This window comes from Nostoc sp. (genome assembly GCF_036917615.1).
Lineage (GTDB): Bacteria > Cyanobacteriota > Cyanobacteriia > Cyanobacteriales > Nostocaceae > Nostoc.
This window is the reverse complement of the sequence record NZ_JBALCZ010000057.1, coordinates 51778-71082: the sequence shown is the minus strand read 5'-3', so window position 1 is coordinate 71082 and position 19305 is coordinate 51778. Positions and strand designations below refer to the sequence as shown.

Annotated in this window: 16 protein-coding genes; 4 read left to right on the top strand and 12 right to left on the bottom strand. The window is 42.4% G+C overall.

The window, feature by feature from the left end:
* Positions 1-20 precede the first annotated feature (20 nt).
* The 6 genes from V7K85_RS19065 to V7K85_RS19040 all read right to left on the bottom strand — a co-directional run bounded on the left by V7K85_RS19065 (position 21) and on the right by V7K85_RS19040 (position 7012).
* The gene (locus V7K85_RS19065) at positions 21-1205 is read right to left on the bottom strand and encodes an MFS transporter (RefSeq protein WP_334815488.1); all 1185 of its coding nucleotides are present in this window, start codon (positions 1203-1205) and stop codon (positions 21-23) included.
* A 346-nt stretch (positions 1206-1551) separates the two neighbouring features.
* A complete protein-coding gene (locus V7K85_RS19060; protein ID WP_334815486.1) occupies positions 1552-2562 on the bottom strand; it encodes an SDR family oxidoreductase in 1011 nt (336 codons plus the stop codon).
* A gap of 88 nt (positions 2563-2650) precedes the next feature.
* Complete coding sequence (locus tag V7K85_RS19055) at positions 2651-3922, bottom strand: carbamoylphosphate synthase large subunit (protein WP_334815484.1); 1272 nt, start codon at positions 3920-3922, stop codon at positions 2651-2653.
* Positions 3923-4722: 800 nt separating this feature from the next.
* The gene (locus tag V7K85_RS19050; RefSeq protein WP_334815482.1) at positions 4723-5163 is read right to left on the bottom strand and encodes a hypothetical protein; all 441 of its coding nucleotides are present in this window, start codon (positions 5161-5163) and stop codon (positions 4723-4725) included.
* Positions 5164-5315: 152 nt separating this feature from the next.
* Complete coding sequence (locus V7K85_RS19045) at positions 5316-5897, bottom strand: DOMON-like domain-containing protein (protein ID WP_334815480.1); 582 nt, start codon at positions 5895-5897, stop codon at positions 5316-5318.
* On the bottom strand, positions 5894-7012 hold the full coding sequence (locus V7K85_RS19040; protein ID WP_334815478.1) for a phosphotransferase enzyme family protein: 1119 nt from the start codon (positions 7010-7012) through the stop codon (positions 5894-5896). The genes V7K85_RS19045 and V7K85_RS19040 overlap by 4 nt, the downstream gene beginning before the upstream one ends.
* A 194-nt stretch (positions 7013-7206) precedes the next feature.
* Here V7K85_RS19040 and V7K85_RS19035 point away from each other — a divergent pair, with 194 nt between their 5' ends.
* Complete coding sequence (locus tag V7K85_RS19035; protein WP_334815476.1) at positions 7207-8205, top strand: aldo/keto reductase; 999 nt, start codon at positions 7207-7209, stop codon at positions 8203-8205.
* Positions 8206-8264: 59 nt separating this feature from the next.
* A complete protein-coding gene (locus V7K85_RS19030; protein ID WP_334815474.1) occupies positions 8265-8861 on the top strand; it encodes a TetR family transcriptional regulator in 597 nt (198 codons plus the stop codon).
* A gap of 329 nt (positions 8862-9190) precedes the next feature.
* Here V7K85_RS19030 and V7K85_RS19025 read toward each other — a convergent pair whose 3' ends face one another.
* From V7K85_RS19025 to V7K85_RS19015, 3 genes are all read right to left on the bottom strand, one after another.
* Positions 9191-10630 carry an MlaD family protein gene (locus V7K85_RS19025; RefSeq protein ID WP_334815472.1) on the bottom strand — a complete coding sequence of 480 codons (1440 nt, stop codon included), beginning with the start codon at positions 10628-10630 and terminating at the stop codon, positions 9191-9193.
* Between the two features lie 109 nt (positions 10631-10739).
* Entirely contained in the window at positions 10740-11522 is a 783-nt protein-coding gene (locus V7K85_RS19020) for an ABC transporter ATP-binding protein (protein ID WP_334815470.1), read from the bottom strand.
* Positions 11523-11633: 111 nt separating this feature from the next.
* Positions 11634-11912, bottom strand: a complete 279-nt coding sequence (locus V7K85_RS19015) for a hypothetical protein (protein ID WP_334815468.1) — start codon at positions 11910-11912, stop codon at positions 11634-11636.
* A 755-nt stretch (positions 11913-12667) separates the two neighbouring features.
* Between V7K85_RS19015 and V7K85_RS19010 the strand changes: the two genes are divergently transcribed.
* Complete coding sequence (locus V7K85_RS19010) at positions 12668-13714, top strand: threonine aldolase family protein (RefSeq protein WP_334815466.1); 1047 nt, start codon at positions 12668-12670, stop codon at positions 13712-13714.
* A gap of 19 nt (positions 13715-13733) precedes the next feature.
* Here V7K85_RS19010 and V7K85_RS19005 read toward each other — a convergent pair whose 3' ends face one another.
* The 3 genes from V7K85_RS19005 to V7K85_RS18995 form a co-directional block, all read right to left on the bottom strand.
* Entirely contained in the window at positions 13734-15002 is a 1269-nt protein-coding gene (locus V7K85_RS19005) for a GAF domain-containing sensor histidine kinase (protein ID WP_334815464.1), read from the bottom strand.
* 687 nt (positions 15003-15689) lie between these two features.
* Entirely contained in the window at positions 15690-16598 is a 909-nt protein-coding gene (locus tag V7K85_RS19000) for a DUF6414 family protein (protein ID WP_334815462.1), read from the bottom strand.
* Positions 16552-16806 carry a hypothetical protein gene (locus V7K85_RS18995; protein ID WP_334815460.1) on the bottom strand — a complete coding sequence of 85 codons (255 nt, stop codon included), beginning with the start codon at positions 16804-16806 and terminating at the stop codon, positions 16552-16554. Before V7K85_RS18995 ends, V7K85_RS19000 begins: the two co-directional genes overlap by 47 nt.
* 476 nt (positions 16807-17282) lie before the next feature.
* Between V7K85_RS18995 and V7K85_RS18990 the strand changes: the two genes are divergently transcribed.
* The gene (locus tag V7K85_RS18990; RefSeq protein WP_334815458.1) at positions 17283-19283 is read left to right on the top strand and encodes an amylo-alpha-1,6-glucosidase; all 2001 of its coding nucleotides are present in this window, start codon (positions 17283-17285) and stop codon (positions 19281-19283) included.
* Positions 19284-19305: the final 22 nt, after the last annotated feature.

The window sequence follows — 19305 nt, the reverse complement described above, 5'->3', positions numbered from 1 at the left end:
CAATTCAGTGCAAAAACTTACTACGGTCTTACCAAATGTTGCACCAGCCAGCAATGTAAGCCCACCATTAAGAGCGCCAATGGCAGCATCAACATTGGGATGATTTCTAAATTTGCCCAACTTGCAACCCAGCCTGCTCCAGTAGGTATGATCGCTGCCCCCAAACTGGCGGCACTAGTGGCGATGCTAACAGCCGCAGGAACATGGGCGTCTGGCAATCGTTGAGGGATTAACCAAATGGTCGCAGGAAAGATGGCTGCCAACCCAAAGCCAATCAACGGTAAGCTAATCCATTGATCTGGCAGTTGCCACCAAGCAAGCAATCCAATGATCACCAGACTAAGCGACATACTGATTGTGCGGACTGCCCCAAGCCATCGCAAGAAATAACCTAAGATGAAACGTCCCAATGTTAATCCCAGCCAGTATGCACTAACGCTATAACCAGCAATGAGCGTGGGAGTGTGACGAGCGACGGATTGCACAGTGTATGCCCAGTTGCCGATGCAGGCTTCAGTGCCAACATAAACCAGCAAAAGTAGCCCAGTTAGTAGTACTATCGGAGTTTGGAGCGCTCTGCCCAGATTTTCTAACGCAGTTGTATTCGATGGCAATACCCGTAGTGTCATTGGTGTGTAGTTGAAGATGATTACGCCCAGCACGCTCACAATTAATAGGCTGACAATCCCGGCTAATACCCCATAAACCTGTCGCCAGTTCATGCCAATTGCTAACAAAGTAGTAGCGATCGCCGGACCTGAGAGGGCGCCAATACCATAGAAAGCATGGAGCAAACCAATCAGACTGGCACTGCGGGAATCTTGCACAATGTAGGTGTTGATCCCTGCATCAATCAGCCCAATGCCCAATCCCAACAATGATCCAGCGGCAACCATGAGAAACCAGGAGGGTGAGGTGGCATAGATCATCAGTGCCATCGTCAGCGCACCCGCAGCAATCAACAGCATTCGGGCTAACCCCAGCCGACTACTCACAAGACTGCTGGTGAATGCTGCCAGAATGTAGCCGCTAATTTGACTGATAAAAAGTAGGGTAACGGTTGCTGGAGTCAGGTTATAGGTAGATAGAATCGAGGGTAGAAGAACTCCTAATCCTGCTTCAGCGATGCCAATGGCAATAAAGGCATAGAAGGCGATCGCCAAACCTATCCACACAGGCGGTAGGGTGCGTTGATAGTCTTTCATTGGCTGGAATACTCCTGGATCAGACAATTTGACTGCTGAAATCGCGACATCGAGGTAGGAGCATCTATGAAAGAGCAATAAGTCCAGTATTAGAGAGGATGAAAAAATTATCCAAACACATTTCTGTATCTTTATTTGTCGATCTGCTCAATTAAAAACTGCCCAGAGGATTGCTTGATTCAATTTCAGAAAAAATAGCGGTCGCCTGCATTAATAGTGATGTATTTTTCTGCCCTAAACTATTAGTAACCATCTCAAAACCTCATCACCATGTTGCCAAAAAGTCTACAAGGATTTATCTCAAACCCTTGTAAAAACTAGATTGCAAATTTTCGGACAGGTCTATCTATCCTTCCTTTTTGAATACTTGAACTGCTAGGAACGCTAATGCTAAGGTACCAGCGATCGCACCCCACTGGAGAAGCGGATTTTTTTCTAGCCAGTCGGAAACGCTAGGTACAACTAAGTTACCATAATCCCCGTTAACTCTGTCGTCTTCAGCAACAGGTTGGTAAAAATTATTTGGTGCATCTTCAGACTTCAGTTCAGAAGTCCGCTGTAAATCTAAGCCGACCAGCACTAAAAGTGAATCTACTAATGATGGGGAGAGGCGCTGTACCACATCTAATATTTTCGCTACATCCCCAACCAAGTAGTCACGAGTTGGATGTTCGGCTACATAGAGGATAGCATCAGCTACAAGTTTAGGGTCGTAGTAAGGTGGTATCCCGGTAGGTTTTACGCCTAATTTCGTCAAACCATTGTTCCAGAAAGGGGTGTTGATCACCGCTGGTTTCACACTCGTGACGCTGATCGGCCATTTTTGATATTGCAACTCAACGCGCATAGCTTCGATAAAGCCCTCAACCCCGTGCTTGGCTGCCGAGTAAGCACTTTGGTAGGGGAGCGATCGCCTACCTTCCATTGAAGAAACGTGGATCAGTGCCCCCCGTCCCTCACGCTTCAGATGCGGTAGGGCCGCCATTGCACCATACACCTGTCCCATGAGATCGACATCAATCACATGCTTAAACTCTTCCGGTGTTGTATTGTCAACAGTAGCAAAGATGCCGATCGCGGCGACATGTACCCATGTATCGAGTCGCCCGTAGACTTCCACAGTTTTATCTGCGATCGCTTTTACTTGCTCAAATACTTCCACATCAGCTACGTAAAAAGTTGCCTCGCCGCCAAAGCTGCGAATCTCGTCTACTAAAGACTTTAGCTTCGATTCACTGCGAGCCGAGACTACGACTTTTGCCCCGCGTCTAGCAAACTCAAGAGCTGTGATCCGTCCGATACCGCTGGAGGCTCCAACGACGGAAACAACTTGCTGATTGATTGGCTTTAATTGCATAAGTGTTACTTTTTAAAATAAATTAGGGATTGGGAATTGGCTACTAGGGGTTGGGGATTAAAACAATTCTTTCCAACAGTGGTGCTGTTTAAGGGAGCCATTGTAATCCCTTATTCTGTAATTTATGCTCGATATGCTGCATTTGTTCGATAGTTTCTCCAGAAACGATCGCATAAATTTCGGTGTAGATTTTTCCGTATTTGACCTTCTCTAAAGCCGACAGGATGATCAAGTCTTTGCGATCTAGTTCTGGTTTTAAGGTCACTAAAATTGAATCCAACGTTCCTTCCATCCGGTAGTCACTGGAATATTTAGCTACTTCCTTTCCCTGTCCCAGTAAGGTATGGCGCTGCAAGCACAATGGAGTTGATCCATTGACTCGGAAATTGGCATCGATCGCATAAAATTGTCCGTCTTGATCTTCTAACACATCGAAGCCAATCACGCCGAAATAACTCTGTTTGTGAGCATACTGACCAATGGCGGCAATCATTTCAAAGAACTTGCTCATGTCAGTGTTGTGGTAGTCAATCAGTCCCCCTAAATAGTTGCCTTCTGGAGTCACGAGTTGCCTGGTAGTGCCGATCAGGGTTATCTCTCCTGCCTTGTTGACATAGAACTGTACGCAATAATTCTGCACTTCATTTTTGACGAACTCCGAAACAATAATTTTATCGAGCAACTTAATATTGAGATATTTCCTGATTTCTTCAAGGCAGTAGTTCAAATCGCTGAGGCTTTTGATGATATAAGTGCCTTCTCCTGAGAGTCCGTGGGACGTTTTAATTAAGTAGGGAAATTGTGGTAACTGAATATCTTCCAGACTACAGGTGTGCAGATTGTAGCTCTCATATTTTGGACATTGCACCCCCAATTCGGCTAATGTTACTTTGCTGAGTAAGCAGTAATGGGTATCTGAATCAATAGCGTGTTTTTCTCTTTTGAGGTGATCAAAAGGAAATAGAGTAATGAGTTTGTCAAAGTATTCGCTGTGGCTGAGGTCATTCAGATAAGTCAAGCGATCCATCATCTCAATATTGGAGTAGCTGAAGCCGAAATGCTCTTGCCAGTATTCAAGCAGCGACTTTGGCGGCGGAATAATCACAATTCCGGGAATGCGATCGCCTAACACAGCCAGAATTTTCCAAGGTTCCTTTTGGCAAATCTTGTCAAAGGAAGTTTTGGTGGCTTCACTACTACCATCTTGAATAAAATATTTTTTCAGGTTGGGATAAGCAGCCCAACTGGCAGTTGCAGGATAATTTAGGATAAACCCATAAGATGTATCTGTGATATCTTGAGCAAACAAATCACAAAGAGAACTCCCTTGAAAGTATTGAAAGTTATATTTTGAGTTCATTTAGCCCTCCTTTGAAACTGCATCTCCTTGTGGATGCAGTTGTTGATATAACTGGTGTAATTTGAGTTTGGCTTGGTGTTCCCACAGCAATTCGGATAACTTACCCACGCCGATTAGCTGATAACAAGAAATGGGGTGATGAATTTATTTACTAATTGCAGATAAGGCTTAGACAAACTCTGGCTAAATGAATCTATCTACTGGTGGATTTTGCTCAAGAATTAGTTGTAATTGTTTAATTTTTTTAGTTTTAATACTTAAAACATTACCATAGTTTTTTGGATAAAACTAACATTTGGTAATTTGCTTTTTAGCTATCTATATTCTATTTTGCTATTTTTTATTTTAATTAACTCTATCAAACGAAATAAAATTAGTTTATTTATTGTCCTCTTAATAACGTTACTCATAAATTATTGTTCATATCATATATAGAAGTGATGAAGCTATATGCATAAATGTGTAGATATGTAAATATCGCTATGGTTGAGATATTTAACCCAATTTTTTCTACCTGCTAGTGCGATCGCACTTCTAAAATATTCAAGCGGCGATTTGAAACAGGTATAATTCTTAAAATTGCCTTTAATCTTTGCTATAGCTCCTTGGGTGAAGTATCATCTCGTTCCAATATTGAGTGAAACGTACCTAAAAGCTGATCTTAGCTATAGGTAATGCACCAACCAGTTCAGATTCTAAATAAATGCGATCGCAATTTACTTTCAAAACTGTCGAATCGAGGTAATGGCAATCTAGACCGATAATTTCTTATCTACATGCCATTACCTCATATATTCGTTTTAACTGTACGTGACAAAGAGCGGTATAGAATCTTTTCCCTCTTTTGCTAATTGAGTGACTTCTTTTTCAAATCCCTGAAACCGTTCGGGTGTCAATACAATACATCCCATTGAGCCAGGAACATTAGCATCTTTATGAATCCCAAAATCGCCTCTTACACCTCCTTTATCAGTCTTGAATTCAGATGGAAGAATTTGGTAAAAATTGCCTTCTACACCTTTTTTCTCTTTCATTGAGATAGGTTTAGTATTAACAGTCCAAAATTTTAGTTCCAGTACTCTGTACTCAGGTGGTATCATACTTCCTTTCTCATGAAAGCTCTCTGGAAATTGCTTTCCAGTGGTAGCTGGTGTAGCTACCCAAACTTGTAACGTACCCTTTTCAAGATGACGTAAATACAAGCGACCCTCTTCTAAACCTGGGTCTTTATCGAAGTTCAACGAAAAAGTTAAGAAGTACATTTTTAGTAGGTTTACTTGAAATATACATAGATTCATCGGGTGTGAGTTGAAAATTTATGCAAGCCTATATAAAGTTTAGATTTATTAACTACCTGTTGTCGAAATACACGGTTTGCTGTATAAACGTGTTCTCACAACTCAACGATGAAACTGTCCCGCAAATGAAAGTCAGCCTCTGCACCTCGATGAGTTAACGCCCAGTAAGTCACCTCACCATCTCTATGTTTAATAACTGTAGTAATGGCAACTTCAATGGCTTGTTCTGCCGAGACAATTCTATCTAAATCGACATCTAACGCAAGTGCTAAACCATCGGCTTGATTCTGAACATTAAACGGAAGTATTGTAAAAGCTGTTTCTTTTTGCATTCCTTGACGGTAGCCATCAAAGCGATAGACATTCCAGTGTCCGGCAGGGGAAAGATTGAATTCCCAATACCGTGCAGAATCTTTGATGCCAACAAACAACTCAAAACATGTGTCTTCCCACAGTTCATGCTTGCGTGATCGTGCATTTGATGGTAATGCGATACCTACGGTAGACTTCTCTACGAGACGCTGCGCGAATGCCAACGCAATTTCTTTTAAATCGCCTTCAAGCATATAGCGGATGACAAGTTGATTATAATTTCGGGCGATATTGCCTGCAATTTTCAAATTAGGCAGGGATTTTGGAGAAGGAAAGGGTTGCAGGGAAAATGTCTGATCGTTCATTTCATGTCTTTGATAATGTTACGAATCTGCGTTTCTTGAGATTCAATACTTTCGGTAAGCTTAAATTGGACGATCGCTCTTGCCAAGTTATGTTCTGGGTGCTTAACTTTAAAGTAGACATTCCCTGCTAAGTAATCAGCAAAAAATCTCAGTCCTAGTTCAAAGGTGATGAGACGAATTGCATCGTAAATATAGGTATAGTCATTCTCAGAAAGAAATGCCTTTGCCACCGATAGATAACCTTTGAGAATTCCCTGACACAGATCAGTATCGAAATAAATACTTTCCCAATTCTCAGTTTCTTCTCCAGTAGGATTGCAACCCGATCGCAGGCAATCACCAATATCGTAATGTACCAAACCGGGCTTTACGGTATCGAGGTCTATAATGCTGACGGCTTGCTGGGTAGCAGTGTCAAACATGACATTGTTAATTTTTGGATCACCATGCATCAGACGCAGAGGTAGCTTGCCTTCAACTTTGGCATTTTCTAGGATATGTGCAAAAGCTTGGCGATCGCTCACAAACTGTAAGCAATAATTAACTTCCGAAGATTGACGCGCACTAGTTTTCGCTAAAACTTCTTCGTAATTCTGGAAGTAAAGGGGTGTAATATGGAATCCTTCAAGAGTGTCGGCGAGTTTTTCTGGTGGTAAGTCGCTGATCAGATTGTGGAACATCCCCAAGGCATAACCGACTTCTTTGGCGTGAGAGCGATCGCGCATAGTATCAAAAGACTGGGAACCTTCAATAAAGCTAATCGCCCGCCAAAAGGAACCGTCTGCATCCCTCCAGTGGTCTTGATCATCCTTGTTCAACAGTACGCGTGGCACTTCCCAGCGACGATTCAGGGGTATGTGTTGTAAACGTTTGTGAACATGCTCAGTGAAGGTACGCATATTCTGCATAATCAGTTGGGGCTGACGAAATACCTGCGTATTGATGCGTTGTAGGATAAAATGTTGTTTTTCTGAGGAATCTAGAGTTACTAAGAATGTGTCATTGATATTACCACTTCCAAATGCTTTAACGCCTGTAACCTTCCCCCATTGGGCGAATTGATCAGCGATCGCAACTAGATTTTCTGCGCCCTGTGTATTAAATTCTTCTGTCATGTTCGTGTTTAACCTGCATTACTCCTCACGAAGATTTTAGGCTGATAAGTAGATCCGACAAATAGTCAAATTGCAGGCTTGCTTCAACAGATGCTCACGGTGTTGGATGGTTTAAGCAAATATTTAATGACAGATATTGATTTTTGTAATTTGATTGATTATTATAGTTTTATCACCACAGTGGAGAGGTTGTTATGCTATCGCGTCAACTTGGAAAAAACGGTCAAACAATATCGGCAGTTGGGCTTGGCTGTATGGGCATGTCTGATGTTTATGGCCTAGCCGATCGCAAAGAAAGTATTGCAACAATTCATGCAGCGCTTGATGCAGGCATTACCTTACTGGATACAGGCGACTTTTACGGCATGGGGCACAATGAGCTGCTGCTACACGAAGCCCTAGCAGGACGGCGGCGGGAAGATGTCTTCATTGCTGTTAAATTCGGTGCGCTGCGGTCTCCTGACGGCAACTTTATTGGCTTCGATGGTCGTCCTGAAGCCGTAAAGACTTCACTTGCCTATACATTGAAACGACTGGGAACCGATTACATAGACCTTTACCAGCCAGCTCGCCTCGATCCGAGGGTGCCCATTGAAGACACCGTTGGGGCGATTAGCGAAATGGTGAAAGCTGGATATGTTCGCCAGATTGGTTTATCTGAAGTGGGTGCAGCTACAATTCGGCGTGCTCATGCGATTCATCCGATCGCCTGGCTTCAGATCGAATATTCGCTCCTGACTCGTGGCATTGAGGATGACATCCTCCCAACAGTGCGGGAATTGGGCATTGCTGTCACCGCTTATGGAGTCCTCTCACGGGGGTTGTTGAGCGGTCACTGGTCGAAAGAACGCTCTGAGCAAGCGCAAGACTTTCGAGGAAATCTGCCCCGCTTCTCAGGAGAAAATCTGGATCACAATTTGTTGCTAGTCGAAGCCCTTCGCCTGATTGCCCAAGAACAGAGTGCGACAGTTGCTCAAGTAGCAATTGCTTGGGTACTGTCGCGGGGGAACGATATTGTGCCGCTGATTGGGGCACGGAGTCGCGATCGCTTGAATGAAGCGTTGGGGGCGCTGGATCTGCACTTGGGCGAAGATGATCTCGCCCGGATTGAGGTAGCAGTGCCACTGGATGCCGTAGCTGGCGATCGCTATGCTCCAGAACAAATGGCAATGCTGGATAGTGAAAAGAGATAAAATACCCATAGCATGAATGATTCATGCTGGATAGTGAAAAGAGATAAAATATCCCTAGCATGAATGATTCAGCTTTGACACCGGAGCGGATTCTTGACGCGGCGGAAGAGGTTTTGCGTCGTTACGGTCTGGCAAAGGCAACAGTCGTCGATGTGGCTCGCTTTTTAGAGGTGAGCCACGGCACGATTTATCGGCATTTTCCCAGCAAAGCTGCCCTGCGTGATGCGGTAGCAGAACGATGGCTGCATCGGGTTTCCACACCGCTAGCAGCGATCGCCCAAGAGCAAGGTTCCGCCGTTGAACGGTTGCACCGATGGTTTGAGCAACTCATAACCCTGAAACGTCAAAAAGTCCTGGACGAGCCAGAGTTGTTTGCAACCTATTCTGCGATCGCTCAAGAGGCACGAGGGGTGGTTCAAGCTCACATTGATGAACTCGTAAAGCAAGTAGCTGCGATCGTCGAGAGCGGTATTTCTAGTCACGAGTTTAAGGTCACTGATCCGCAGGTAGCGGCGAAGGCAGTCTTTCAAGCGATGGTTCGGTTTCACCATCCAGCTCACGCATCCGAATGGAGTGATCCAGCCATCGACACAGACTTTGCCCAAGTATGGCGCTTGGTAATTGCTGGTCTTGTGGTGGGTGAGTTAATCGTTTAGGTGCTTGTCAGCATTGAGTGAAAGCAAGCGCACGCCATCGGGGATAGAAACATTCCCGTTAGGGAAAGTGGTTATGTAAAGTCAGCTAGTTATACCATTTCTTTGTGAGGCTGCGCTAAACCCTTTTAACTTCTTTCTTTCTTTGTGTCCTTCTCTACGAGACGCTACGCGAATGCGTCCTTTGCGGTTCGTTTTTCTTTCTTGTACTTAAATATGGTTTAGCGCATCTTCATACAGAATTGGTATTAGCCTGCTCCAACAGCAACAATTAAGTAGAATGTTTCCATCCCCTTTAGGGGAAGTGGTTATGTATTGTCAAGCTGTATTGCCTATTTCCCCGTTTCCAGTTGCTCCCGTTGCTTACCATACTCCCGCAGCTGCTTCAAGAGGTCTTCTTGAGATGAGTTAGAGATAGACGGACTGGGGGTTGGTTCAAGGTTGGTGTCAGTACTGACAAAATTAGCAGGTGAGGGATTAATTACGTAGACGGGTAGAGACTTGTCATTAAACATCGCCTGTTGGGTTGGTGCTGGGGTAGGAATTAGATTATTTGGTTTACTGACAGCAGCTTTTACCGAATCTAGAGTCGTAGCAACTTGCACTTGTTGCTGCATTTGTTGTGTAGAAGATACTAAACCACTTAGACCATTCACCAATTGCCGCAAATTTTTTCGGAAACTAGGATCACCTGTCAATTCATCCAAATCAGATGTAATTTTTTGGCTATTTTCAAACGTTACTCGTGCTGAATCTAATGTTTGTTGCAGCAGCACCACATTCTTTGGATCATTTAAGGTTTTAGAAGCATCGCGTAAATTAGCTGAGGCTTGCGCTGCATTTGCTGAAAGAGTTTCTAAATTGTTGAGTAATTGTCCTTGAGTTAATCGATTCACAGATGGTGATAAGCTACTGACTGTAACACGCAGTTGGTTGCTGGTTTCGGTGATATTGTTCAAAGCGCCAACCAGCGAAGAACGATTTGTTGTCAACAGATTATCCAGGTTGTTCAGCAAACGATTTGCTTGAGTTGCAGTTGCACCGAATTTATCGACTGTTTGAGTCGCGGATGCATTAAATTGCTTTGTCGCCCGTTGCACTGAATTAGCAGTGGCTGAAAAGGTATTAAGTTGTTGTCGCAAGCTTTTGGTCAAACCTTGTAAATCCTGACTTAGCTCAGTAAAACTGGTTGCTGCGCCTGTGGTAGTTTCTAGAACCTTATTGACATTTCTAAAAAACTTTGGGTCATTGTATGCAGCAGCTAGGTCAGTTGAACTGCGAATTAGGTCATCAACACTGATGCCAACCTGACCTTTTAACCGAGAGCCATTACAGACTATGAGGCTGTTATCACAATTTTTATCTAGAGGTTTAGCATGCACAACCCCAGGAGGTAAGGTTGCTTTTGGTGTGATGTCGATAATACTTTCGCTAATTAATCCGCTTTGATTAGCTTCCACCACTACATTCCGGGGGATAATTAGGTCAGTTTGGGCAATTTCAATCTCTACATCAATGACATTTGGCCCTGGTCGAACCTGGGAAATAGTTCCTATTTTAAAGCCACGATAGCGAACTGGTGATCCCTTTTGCATTCCGCCAGCGTTAGCAAATTCCACAATAGCTTTGTATGAACGGCTAGGAGCAGTGAATCTATTTAACCACAAAAAGAGTAATCCAAATACCCCTAGTCCTAGCAGGAGTAACAACCCCACAGAGCCTTCTCTAAATGTTCGCCCAGACGCGAAGCGGATTGTCATAAGACCTCGCATTTTTTTGCCTCCACCAACAACCAATTAGGAGTTAGGAGTTAGGAGTGAGGAGTTATAAGTTTAATTTAACTCATAACTCCTCACTTTATAACTCTTCACTTTTAAATTTCTAGCCGACGACATGAATCGGTCCTTGTACACTTCCACTGATAAATTGTCTGATCAATGGATTTTCTGTATTGTAGATTTCACTAACTGTACCCTGCCACTGCACTTTACCTTCATACAGAAATATAACTCTATCAGCTGTATGGCGGATAGTGCTGTCTTGGTGGGTAACAACGGCATAGGTACTACAAACTCCATGCAAACATTGCAAATAGCGGATTAAATCTTCGATTACTGTTGAGGCAATGGGATCAAGTCCGGCTGTTGGTTCGTCGTATAGTAGAACTTCTGGGCCTTCTGAGGGATTATCGGGGTTAAACATAATCGCACGGGCAAAACTCACCCGTTTTCGCATTCCCCCAGAAAGTTCGGCTGGGTAGAGATTAGCTATTTCTGGCAAACCTACCATCTCCAATTTTTCTTTTACCAAATCTCGAATGCGCGATCGCGGTAGCTTTGAATTTTGATAAAGTAAAAATCCCACATTCTCCTCCACCGTCAGCGAATCAAATAGCGCCGCCTGCTGAAACACCATGCCAATACCAATCTGCTGGCCACCATCCTCAATCAAACCGTCTCGCCGCACTCCTTGCACATAAATTTCTCCTTCATCTGGAGTAAGTAACCCCGCCATTACCCGTAAAATTGTTGATTTACCAGTCCCTGATGGGCCAATAATCCCCAGTGCTTCTCCCCGGTAAATGGTCAAGTCTACATTATCTAGAACTTTATGGCTACCAAAGGACTTAGAAACACCTTTCAGTTCAATCAATGGTTCAGTCATTAGTTATTAGTCATTAGTCATTGGTGAGCCAGTCCCTTGGATGGGTTACCCAATTTGTACCCCTACAAGCAAGCTAGCAAGAGCGTCTCCACTTCTCCCATTCGTCAGAGGCTAGCACCTGCCGTAGGATGCCTGAACGCGAACAGCGTCTCCTTTAAAAGAAGGGCTGTAGGGAGAAGCAACTGGTGTGGTTTCCCCGATGAGCAACTGGTGAGTCCAGTCCTGTACTGCTTCCCTACGAGACGCTTTGCGAACGCAGAACCCGCAGGGTAGACGGGTTTCCCGCCGTCGGAAACTGGCTTTCCCGTTGGGCGTTAGCGACGTACCCCTACAATACAAGCAAGCTACGCCTAGCAAAGACACCAGAAGGAGCATCATCCAGAGGGTCATTAGTCAGTAGAAAATAAACAAATAACTACTGACAACTGACAAAGGACAAATATACCCAATAGTGATGTCATAGTTATTGGTAGGGCATTTTATGATACATTATAAGTATATGATTAGCATTCTGATTAGCAAATTTTATTTTTTTAGCATAATATTTAGTGATTTGCGATGTTTAAGTCCTAGAATCCCCTCAACGCAAGCCTGATGAATACACCGCAGTAATTTTACGTCTCAGTAACGTGAAACTAAGACTCAGTTTTCTGTGGAGATCAGCAAAGTAAGATCATAATAGTATAAAATTAGTAATTTGTGCTATAACTACTCAGAGAAATCCTCCGACAACAAAAACTAATTAACAGGTTGATGCAAGATATAAGATTTCTTGCAAAAGTCCCTAACAGCCAACCCCCAACCCCTAAGAGCAAGCTCTTAAGGGAAACAAAGCGTAGCTTTGGCGGGATGAGGTTTTTATTTTTGATTTATGTAAGAGGTCTATAGTAATTCTATTTGATTTTTAAAAATTAAATATTTAAGATTCCCGGCTTTTTAAATAAGTCGGAAACCTTGTTGTACACGAATGATTAAGTAGGACTATAGAAACATTTAGTTTATTACCATCCAAGGTTCTTGTAATTAGCAGACTTCTAAGATAATTTGAGAGGTTAATCGCATCATCCCTCAATTTTGGAATTGGCAAGTGCCAAAATTTTTCACTAATATTGTAACAATTACTTACAAAAATCAAAGTAGAGATTATGAGTAGCAACTTAGAGCAGTTTGCAAGTGATAATTCCTCTGGTATTTGTCCAGAAGCGCTGGAATATATGATTAGGGCAAATCAAGGTAGTGTTCCAGCCTATGGAAATGATGAATGGACTCAAAAAGCCACAGATTATTTTCGGAAACTCTTTGAAATTGATTGCGAAGTATTTTTTACCTTTAATGGTACAGCCGCAAATTCTTTATCTTTAGCTGCCCTTTGTCAGTCATATCACAGCGTCATTTGTCATGAAACATCTCACATAGAAACAGATGAATGTGGCGCACCGGAATTTGCATCTAACGGCTCTAAACTGTTACTTGCTCAAGGTAAAAATGGCAAGCTAACATCAGAGGCGATAGAGGCAATTGTCACTAAACGTACTGATATTCATTATCCCAAACCTAAAGTTATTAGTATAACACAATCAACTGAATTAGGAACTTTATATTCTATTGAAGAACTTCTGAAAATTAAAGAAGTTGCGAAAAAGTATAACTTAAAGATTCATATGGATGGCGCTCGTTTTGCAAATGCAGTTGCCGCGATGAATAAAAGCCCTGCTGAAATTACTTGGAAAACTGGAGTGGATGTGTTGTGCTTTTGTGGTACAAAGAATGGAATGGCATTAGGTGAAGCCATTCTTTTCTTCAACAAAGAGCTAGCAGAGGATTTTGATTATCGATGTAAGCAAGCAGGTCAGCTAGCCTCAAAAATGCGGTTTATCTCTGCTCCCTGGTTGGGTTTATTGGAAACTGGTGCTTGGCTAAAAAATGCCAGACATGCCAATCAATGTGCTGATTACTTAGAAAATCAACTATTAAACATAGAAGGTGTTGACTTGATGTTTCCTAGAGAAGCCAACGCCGTGTTTGTTAAATTACCAGAACAAGTCATTCACGCCTTAAAAGCAAAGAATTGGCAGTTTTATACATTTATTGGTGTGGGAGGAGTACGTTTTATGTGTTCTTGGAATACAACCAAATCAAGGATTGATGAATTGATTAGTGATATTAAAAACGCAAATATTTACAAAGATTAAAGTATGATAAACCAAAACTCTATTGAATAATTACAGGTAATTTAACACTCACGGTAGTACCTGTTAAGAGGTCAGAAGAAATTAACAGTTCCCCATTGTGAGCATTGACGATGCGTTTGGTAATGGCAAGCCCTAGCCCAGTGCCACAAGGTTTTGTGGAGAAGAATGGCACAGAAAGTTTGGCGAGAACTTCCGATGGAATTGGTTCGCCACCATTGTGGACATTAATGCAGACTTTATCTGGATGCGAACAGTCCACTTTCCACTTCACAACATCTCCTGGTGCAACTGCCTCACAAGCATTGCGGAGAATGTTGATAAATACTTGTTTAAGTTTGTCTTTATCCCCCAAAGTTTTTACCGTAGGCAACACCGGAATAAATTCAATTTGTCGTTCCAAAGCTTCTGGCATTTCACGAATGTATACCAGCAACTCATCAATGAATTCATTTACATCTAATTCACAAAGCTGCAATACTTGGGGCTTGGCGTAGAGCAAAATTTCACTCAGCAGACGTTCCAGACGACTAGCTTCGCTCAGTGCCAATGCTAATCGCTCTTGAGCAGATTCAGTCAGAATGGTTTTTCGGAAATATTTTAATCCCATAATCATTGTAGTCAAGGGATTACGAATTTCATGCACAATAATGGCAGCAAATTCACCAATAGCTGCCAGTCGTTCTTGTTCTAAAAGCTTGGCTTGGGCTGCTTGTAATTCTGCGGTACGTTTTTCAACCTCAGCTTCCAAAATATGATTAAATTGGCATTGTTGTTGATAAAGATGATAGTTGTCAATTGCTGTTGCAGCTCGTTCAGCAAACAATTTCACAATTTGAATGTCTTCTTTTTTAAAATCACGTGGTTGGTGATTAAATGAACAGATAGTACCAATCACTTCACTTTCAGCAGTCCGCAATGGTATCCCTAAATATGCACAATAACCTTCTGGAGCCTGTCCATACTCTGGGTGTTTTTGAGCATCTTCTACTGCTAATGAGTGATCCATTTGGATAACAGTGCCAGTTAGTAAACCATGTAGTGAATAAACATGTTCGCCCTCACACATTTCAACACTACTCGCTAGAACAGTTTCAAACCCCTCTTGGCAAAAGGTAACAACTGTCCAATCAACTCCAATAAGTTCGCTGACTCCGCAGGCAATATTGTGCAAATAGTTACCCAGTTCGCCAGTTCGATAGTTCAAAGAAGACAAACGTGCTATAATTTGCCGCTCACGCTGCCAAGTTTGGTTGTGCAACAATATTTCGTCATCACTGGTTTTGCTCATGGATGCCTATTGCATGGGTTATAAAAATAATTTTAAAAATCAACTGGATAGTTATTTGGGCTACGCTGCACTAGTTTGATAGAAAGATTTTACTAGAGACATATGCTATTTGCATACAACAAACTGATGAATTTTTACTTGATTAAATGTAAATTTATACAACAATTAGATAGGCAAGAATAAGTTGTGTGATTGTGAGTAAAGTCAAACAATCTCAGAGCATTACGTAGGCATAGCCTGTTGTAGATATGGCTTGACTTCAGTCTGCTCTATTTACGATGATATTGGCAGCTGCTCCAAGATACGGTCTTGAGATTATTCTGCCGTCTGCTGAATCTTCACAGGTATAAATATAACTTGCGTGCGATCGCACTTATACACCAAACAACAGTGCTGGAAAGTCTGAGAAGAATCAAGAAATTCCTATTGCTGAAGTTATAGAATTTGCCAAATTATCTGAGTAGCTTCTCCCCAGGCTTTTCAGCATTATAATAATGCTTAGAATAAATCAGGTATGTCAAAATTATAGATCTGCAATCAAGCAAAACCATTAAAAGAAAAATTCTCTCTTTTGAAATTTAAAAAGGGCTTTTTGGTAAGAGATGCTGATAATCACACAATGCGGATTATGGAGAAATGATATTAAGTGTTATCTCAGAACTATTCCGTTCAATAAATACAGCTAGACTAAATTACTTCTCCATATATAGCTACAGGGTCAATCATTAAATCAACTTGCCCTAAAAAAGCTTGAAACAATTCCTTTGGGTCAAACTGCCCAACAATGCCAGGAAAATTAGTTGATTTCAATGACCGTTTAGCAGTAAATCCTACTATGGTGACTTCTACATCGCCTGAGAGTACATATCTTGCTCTCAGTTGATTAAGTGTCATACAAAGATGATTAGGCTCAAGAGATGCACATAGGTTTAAACCATTAACTTGCATACTAATAGTTAACGGACCCATATAAAAGGTTCGAGTCAGTTGAGCGATTCCCTTCAGCCTATTTTTATCGTTACCCCAAGCCAGACGCGCTTGCTGGTCAAAGGTACTCCACAAAATATCAGGTTGTTCCAACATTTTAATTACTGACTCCCAATCAAAGAAGCGTGCTACTCCTGTAATTTTGATTAAATGGGGGCAGGGTTGCGGAAATAAGTTTCCTTTTACGACTTCGTGTAATAAACCAGCATCAATTAAATCTTTTTCTAACACTAAATAAAGATTATCGTGTTCTGCTTTATCTTGAGATAAGGTTTGTAAAGACTCAAATTTTACAGTCGAGCCTCCTTCTTTAAGGCTTTTCTTTTGACTATTTTTATTATTTCTTTTACCAGTAACAGCACCAACAAACCCTTTAGCTCCTAAACTCCCCTCCGCTTCGTTTGAAGATTCTCGAACTTCTTCTGTATAATTTTCAATTGGGTTATCTATATTAGTCTCATTAATACTTTCTAAGAGATGTCGCACTTGTGGCAGTCCATCAGAAACTTGAGCAGTATAAGAGAAAAGACGATTTCTATCTAAGTAAATGAAGTGCCTTAGATTAGTAACGTTTCCACCTCCGAGCAAGTTGTTGCCGTTTTCTGTCATTTTCAGCCTCTAACGTCTTTCTTCGTTCTACTTGGTCTTTTTCAGCTTGTTGACTATGAGAATCTAGATTATCAGATTCTAATTTTTCAAATTCTGTACTGTTACTGAGGATGTTTATAACCTTATTAGTAACCTCAGCGATTTGACAGATTGCTTCGTCAATCTGTTGTTCTGAATTGCTCGAATCTGTAGACTTAGAGTCAGCCACGGAAGCTACTTATTTTACAACCTACTCTTAGTCTATACCTATTTCTTATATACCTCACTCACTGTTGTAACTTATATAGATTTTCACTTTGGCTTAAGCCATTTATGAAAAATTATAGTACATTTGCACTTCTTGGCTGTACTTTCCTTTACACTGTGTCATATTTTACAGGATATTTTCAGCTTCTCTTTAGTAAACCCTTGTGAATATCTGTCTAGCTTGGTTTTGTAAAGTTCATCAACTATTGTTAAACATTATATTAAGGTATAAAAAAACAGCAAATACGAGAAAAATGTTGAATATGCGATCGCACTTGTGTTTAATTTAAGGTGAGTGCGATCGCTATGGTGTTGTAAAGCCTGGCTTTGGGATTAACGGAAAATTGCGCTATTATCAACTCTTAATACCACTCTTAGCACAGTAGAGGATTCATAATCGATAATCCAGATATTGATCGCCAAAAAAAGTGTTGATTTATGTGTATAGAATTTGGGCGGGAAATCTGTGGCAATCTTGACACCGCAGAATCGCGGGAGTGGTTAGTTACTAACGGTATTGGTGGTTACGCCTCTGGAACTGTGGCAGGTTTATTGACCCGCCGCTATCACGGACTACTGGTAGCAGCATTGAACCCACCTCTAGGTCGCACCTTACTGCTGGCAAAACTAGATGAAACTGTGCTGTATGACACTCGCTCTTATTCTCTACAGACCAATCGTTGGGCTGATGGTACTATCAGTCCCCACGGTTATCAACATATTGAACGTTTTTCTTTGGAAAACACAATACCCGTATGGCGGTTTGCTGTTGCCGATGCTTTATTAGAAAAACGGGTGTGGATGCAACAAGGCGCTAACACAACTTATGTCCAATATACTCTGCGTCGTGCCACCCAACCGCTTAAGTTAACGTTCAAAGCAATGGTCAACTACCGTGATTATCACGGCGACACTCAAAGTAACGGTTGGCAGATGTCTGTTGAGCAGGTGGAACAGGGGATTTGTGTAACTGCTTATCCGGGCGCTGTACCACTGTATCTGTTGAGCGATGCCTACGGCGGTAAACTACATGGTAGTGCATCTGTTGCCCACAATTGGTATTATGGCTTTGACTTAGCAGTTGAACGCTATCGGGGATTGAGAGATAAAGAAGACCATCTCCACGCCGCCACCTTTGAAGTTACACTGAATCCTGGGGAAGCGATCGCATTTGTAGCCAGCACAGAAAAACAACCAAATCTTAATGGCGAAGCTGCACTTAAGTTACGTCGCGCTCAAGAGCAGAAGCTAACAGGACTTTGGAATAGTAACCGACCCCTCAACACTAAGGAATCACCGAGCTGGATCAACCACCTAATACTAGCTGCTGACCAGTTTATTGTTAACCGCCCAGTACCAGAAGACCCTCACGGTAAAACCATCATTGCTGGTTATCACTGGTTTAGCGACTGGGGACGCGACACAATGATTAGTCTCCCTGGTTTGACAATTTCAACTGGTCGCCCAGAGGTAGCACGCTCAATTCTTCGCACCTTTGCCAGATACGTAGACCAGGGAATGTTGCCGAATCGCTTTCCCGATGCAGGTGAGCAACCAGAATATAATACTGTCGATGCCACTCTCTGGTACTTTGAAGCAGTCCGCGCCTACTACAGCGCTACGGACGATGATAATTTGCTTGGTGAACTCTTTCCAATACTTGCAGACATCATTAATTGGCACTGTCGCGGTACACGCTACAACATCCACCTCGATCCAGCCGATGGCTTACTTTATGCAGGCGTTACAGGTGTACAACTGACCTGGATGGATGCCAAAGTTGACGATTGGGTAGTTACGCCCCGAATTGGCAAACCGATTGAAGTTAATGCCCTGTGGTATAATGCTCTACGGACAATGGCAAAGTTTGCCCGTCAGCTTGGTAAACCACACCAAGAATATGAGGCGATCGCAGACCGGGCTAAGTATAGATTTTCTCGCTTCTGGAATGACCAGACAGGTTATTGCTATGACGTTATAGACAGTCCTGATGGTGATGATGCGGCGTTGCGTCCTAACCAAATATTTGCTGTTTCATTACCAGAAAGTCCGCTAACACCTGCCCAGCAAAAGAGTGTGGTGGAAGCTTGCGGACGAGTGCTGCTGACCTCTCATGGATTGCGATCGCTTGCCCCCAATCATCCCCAATTTCAGGGTAAATACGGAGGCAATCAGTATCAACGTGATGGAGCTTATCACCAAGGGACAGTTTGGGGTTGGTTGTTGGGGCCGTTCGTCTTAGCACACCTGCGCGTCTACAAAAATCCTGAACAGGCTCGTCAATTTTTGGAACCAATGGCTAATCATCTCACTGCACACGGTCTTGGTAGTCTCAGTGAAATTTTTGATGGTGATGCTCCGATGACTCCACGGGGATGTATTGCCCAAGCATGGACAGTGGCAGAGGTTTTGCGTGCTTGGTTGGCGACGGAGAGTTGATGCAATGTTGGTATCAATCAAA